The organism is Mesorhizobium sp. M7A.F.Ca.AU.002.02.1.1, assembly GCF_003998535.1.
In the GTDB taxonomy this organism is placed as follows: domain Bacteria; phylum Pseudomonadota; class Alphaproteobacteria; order Rhizobiales; family Rhizobiaceae; genus Mesorhizobium; species Mesorhizobium ciceri.
In genome coordinates this window covers 1-4,485 of sequence record NZ_RZPB01000510.1, presented here as the reverse complement: position 1 = coordinate 4,485, position 4,485 = coordinate 1, and the positions used below count along the sequence as shown (strand labels likewise).

Below are 4,485 nucleotides of genomic sequence, written 5' to 3'. Positions count from 1 at the left end.
GGGCCGCCTCCTCCATCGACTTCGGCATGCCGCGGAAATACGCGAACATCATCCACACCGACACCGGCAGCGTGAAGACCGTATAGGCGATGATCAGACCAATATGGGTGTCGTACAGCCCGACGCCACGATAGATAAGGAATACCGGCAGGACGATGCCGATCGGTGGCAGGAAGCGCTGTGACAGCACCCAGAAAGACAGGTGCTGGCCGCCCGTGTTGTAGCGCGCCAGACTATAAGCCATCAGCGTGCCCAACAACGCTGAAAGCACGGTGGCCGACAGCGAAATGATCAGACTGTTGATGAGCCCGTCGAGGCCGCGATAAGCGAACAGCGCAGCTTTGTAGTGTACAAGGGTCGGCTCGGCAGGGAACCAGACGGGCGGCACGGTGAGGTAGTCGTCGCTCGGCTTGATCGAGGTGTTGAACATCCAGTAGAGGGGCCACAGCACGAACACGAGGAAGAAGCCGAGCAGCAGCATGCGACCGATCGGCACCGACCGGCGTTTCCTGCGGCGGGCGGGCGCGACGGCGGCCATCAGACCGGCTCCACCTTCAAGAGCCGCCGCACCAGCAGCGTCACTACCAGCGCGGTGAAAATCAGGAATAGCCAGCTTCCGGCCGTCGCCTGCGACAGATGAAACTGGGTGAAGCCGACCGTGTAGAGATAGTAGGAAGCCGTGTAGGTTTGCGTACCCGGGCCGCCGCCGGTCATGATAAAAATGGTATCGAACATTCGGATGGCGTCAAGCAGGCGGAAGGTCAACGCCAGCAGCATCATAGACCCGAGATGCGGCAGCGTGATCGCCCAGAAGGCCTGCCAGGCATTGACGCCGTCGAGTTCCGCCGCCTCGTAGAGGTTCGGAGGGATTGCGGTAAGCCCGGCGAGCAGGACGACAAACATGAACGGAGTCCACTGCCAGACATCAGCGATGATCAGCGAGACATAAAGCCATGGGCGCTCGGTCATCCAGCCGATCGTCACCTCCTGCCCCAACAGTTGCGTCAGGATGTAGTTGGTTGGCCCGAAAGGCCGCTGAAGCAGCAGCGTCCACGCTTGGCCGACTATCACCGGGCTGATGAAAAGCGGCACGATCAGGATCGACATGACGACACCGCGCCCCGGAAAGCTGCGCACCATGGTGAGCGCCACCAGAAGGCCCAGCACGAATTCGATGGCGACGCTGATGCTCGACAGGCAGGCCGTCAGCAAGAGCGACCACCGTGCCACGGGATCGAACACCACCCGCTCGAAGTTTTTCAAGCCGACAAAGGCGTGGCCCGGCACCTGGAAGTCGTAGTTGATGAAGGACACGACCAGTGAGAACAGCAGCGGATAGATCGACAGCGCCAGTATCAACAGCACCGCGGGCGCGACCAGAATCCATTTGAAGTGGCGGTCCGCCCACTGTGCGAGGGTCGAAAGCCGAGGCGGGGCGCCGGTGGTCGTCATGCGACTGATCGTGGTGGTGTGCGGCATCGATTTATTCCAAAGATCGCCACGCGGTTGAGCCAGGGTGTTGCGAGCAAAGCGCCCGCAACACCGGTCTGGTGCTAGAAACCCGGCTCCCCTCCAGGCGAGTCTCAGAGGGTGACTGCCATGCCAAGCTTCTCCACTGTGTTGTCAGCGGTGGCGCCGGGCAGTTTCAGGAACTCGGTGTAGAATGCCTTTTGCGACTCCATCCCGAGCCGATCGGTCGTCTCGTTCCACTCGGCGGCCGCCGTTTCCAGCGATGCTTTCGGATCCGCACCAGCCCACACTGCGGTGCACATGCGGTCGATGCTCAAGAAATAGTCCTGCGCACCTGGCATGATCGGGTCGAGCAGGCCGACATTCGCCGAGTTGTTGAGGTTGGCCAGGTACTCCTTGGCGCTCGGGAACAGTGCTCCATAGAGCTCCGACTTGAAATGCGAAATGCGGTATGGGTCGCGCAGCGCATAGGGCAACATGCAGCGCGCCAGTGAGACGGGAGGCGAGCAGGCCCACTGCATGAACAGATACGCCGCCTCCGGATTGGGCGAATCCGCCGACAGCGCCTTGTTGTAGCCGGTGGCATGTTCCGGATTGCCCGGCACGACGGCATAGCCAACCTTGCCAGCGATCTGCGACTGGGGAATGAAGTTGATCGCCGTGGCGGATTGCGAATAGTTCGCCGCCATCCGGCCGCTTGGAGGCCAGGAATAGATCATCGCAACCTTCCCCGTCAGGAATGCCGCCCAAAGGGAGACGGCGTCGAGCTCGTTGTTACCGGGGATCGAGGCCTTGTTGGCCGCGAGCATGTTCGTCAGCGTCTTGACGCCCGCATCCGACACCAAGCCGGCCTTCATGTCGTCGCCGAACAGTTTCCCGCCGTTGGCACGGTACTGCTGCAGAAAGTCGAACTGATTGCCCGGGCTGCCCGCCTTGCGGAAGTGGCCTGCACCATAAACCTTCGGTGCCATCTGGTCGGTGATGAATTGGGCGATCTGAGCATATTCCTCCCAGGTCTTCGGTGGTCCGAGCTTCGCGTTGAACTTGGTCTGGTAGGCCTCCATCATCTTCGGATCCTCGAAGATGTCCTTGCGGTAGTAGAGAGCGAACATGTCGCCGTCGTCGAAGAAGCCCCAGATCTTTCCCTTGTAGGTCGGCAGCGCCTTGTAGAGAGGATGATAGTCCTCGAGGTCTGCAGGGTTCATATATTTGGCGATATAGTCGTCGAGAGGTGCGATGACGCCGCCATCGGCGAGCGACGGTGTCCAGGCTGGCGAGATGTCGAGCACGTCATAGGCGCCTGAGCCGGCAATGTGCTCGGCGACCGCCTTGGAGTATTGATCGGGATTCGACAGTTCGACCACATTCGACTTCATGCCCGTAAGCTGCTCCCACATCGGCCCACTGAAATTGCGTGGATCGAGCGCCTGCAGGCCTGCCTCGTAGGTCATGTTGATCGTGACGCCCGCATGCGCCTTGGCCGCCTCGACCGCGCGGAAGGCGGAGCCCTCCGCCGGTCCTTCCTTAGATGCTTTCAGCGCAGCGGCCTGCGCCTGTCCCAGCGGCGACGTGGCGTCGGCCAGTTCGAGCTTCTGCTGCGCCAGCGCCCAATCGGTCATCATACCCAAAATGGGTGCAGACGCTGCCAACATACCGGTCATCTGGCCGAAGCGGGTTATGAAATTCCGGCGGGTCGTTTCGCCACGCATGAAGGCGTCGACCTCTGCTTCGAGACCGGCCTGAAAGTCACGTTTTTCACGATCGTTCATAGTGCTTGGTCCTCCCGTTTTCTCATTTGCTCACTCGTCCGCAGGCGCGGCGGTCGAGCATTCCTCCCGTAAGGCCCCCGCAATGGCCGCGGCGGCGCGCCAAATTCTCGCACTCCTAGCTTCCGAAGCGGCCCGCGAAAACGGCCAGCCTATCCTTCCACCGCACGCTCGAAAGCACCTCGCGATTGACCACACCGCGCGGCTCGCGACCATGTTGAACCTCGATTACCGCTTTGACGTCTGCAGCGCCGTTGCCGGCAAAGCACTGGTCGGTCCAGCACAATGCGTGCGGCGCAAGGATGACGTTGTCGAGTTTGAGGATTGCATCGTCAGCATCCGGCGGCTCCTGCTCCAGCACGTCGAGACCGGCGCCGGCGATACGACGCTCCCGCAGGGCTTGTGCCAATGCCTTCTGGTCGACGATCGGGCCGCGCGCTGTATTGATCAGGTATGCAGTAGGCTTCATCAGGGCGAGCCGCTCGGCATTGACGAGATGGCGCGTGTCAGGCGTCAGCGGGCAACTTACCGACAGCACGTCGGCGCGACGAAACAGATCTTCCAGTCCGACCAGCTCCACGCCTAGTTCGGCAGCGACCTTCTTGTCTGCAAATGGGTCATGGGCGATGAACCTCATATCGAAGGGCTTTGCCAGGCGAAAAACTTCGGCGCCTATGTTGCCGATGCCGAGCGACCCCAGCGTACGCCCCACGAGCCCGACACCCATATGTTGGGAGCGCTCCTGGAAGCCATGAGGTCCCTTACGGGTGAGGGCGTCCTTCGTGAACAGCTTGCCGGTGAGTGCCAACATAAAGGTGATGACGGATACGGCGACCGGCCGTCTTACCCCATCGGGCGTGATGACCAGAGCGATGCCGGCGGCAGTGCAGGCCTCGACGTCGACAGTATCGTAGCCGACGCCGAAGCGGGCAACGACGGCCAGCCGACCGCTCTTGGGGACACTCGTGGAAACGAAGCGATGAGTGAGAAGGATCAGCGCATCGAAGTCCTCAAGCTGGTCGGCGCGAAGCGGGTTATTCGATTCCAGGAATGTCATCTCGAGGCCTGGCGCCTTGCGCAGAGGCTCCAGGTCGAAGTCGGGATAGGTCAGCGAGCCGTCCGGCATGCGGAAATCACCGGAAAGCGCCACCTTGAACTTTAGGTCGCCCATTCTCTCCTCCGTTCTTACTGGCACCCGGCCCGGATTTTGGAGACCGCGTCGGCGATCGCGTCGTGCAGTATCCAGACG

4 protein-coding genes are annotated in these 4,485 nt (G+C 61.4%); all 4 read right to left on the bottom strand.

From position 1 onward, the window contains the following. A partial coding sequence (locus EN879_RS25380; protein WP_164774567.1) for a carbohydrate ABC transporter permease occupies positions 1-538 on the bottom strand: 538 nt, incomplete at its 3' end. Further along, on the bottom strand, positions 538-1,479 hold the full coding sequence (locus EN879_RS25375; protein ID WP_063170586.1) for a sugar ABC transporter permease: 942 nt from the start codon (positions 1,477-1,479) through the stop codon (positions 538-540). The genes EN879_RS25380 and EN879_RS25375, both read right to left, overlap by 1 nt. Positions 1,480-1,583: 104 nt before the next feature. Then, positions 1,584-3,239, bottom strand: coding sequence for an extracellular solute-binding protein (locus tag EN879_RS25370; protein ID WP_024504468.1), 1,656 nt, complete (start codon positions 3,237-3,239; stop codon positions 1,584-1,586). Positions 3,240-3,354: 115 nt separating this feature from the next. Further along, positions 3,355-4,407, bottom strand: a complete 1,053-nt coding sequence (locus EN879_RS25365) for an NAD(P)-dependent oxidoreductase (protein WP_063170585.1) — start codon at positions 4,405-4,407, stop codon at positions 3,355-3,357. Between the last annotated feature and the right edge of the window lie 78 nt (positions 4,408-4,485).

Bases quoted from the DNA above. Each gene is read 5' to 3' on its own strand.
- EN879_RS25370 (WP_024504468.1), bottom strand. From the start codon at position 3,239: ATGAACGATCGTGAAAAACGTGACTTTCAGGCCGGTCTCGAAGCAGAG.
- EN879_RS25375 (WP_063170586.1), bottom strand. From the start codon at position 1,479: ATGCCGCACACCACCACGATCAGTCGCATGACGACCACCGGCGCCCCG.
- EN879_RS25365 (WP_063170585.1), bottom strand. From the start codon at position 4,407: ATGGGCGACCTAAAGTTCAAGGTGGCGCTTTCCGGTGATTTCCGCATG.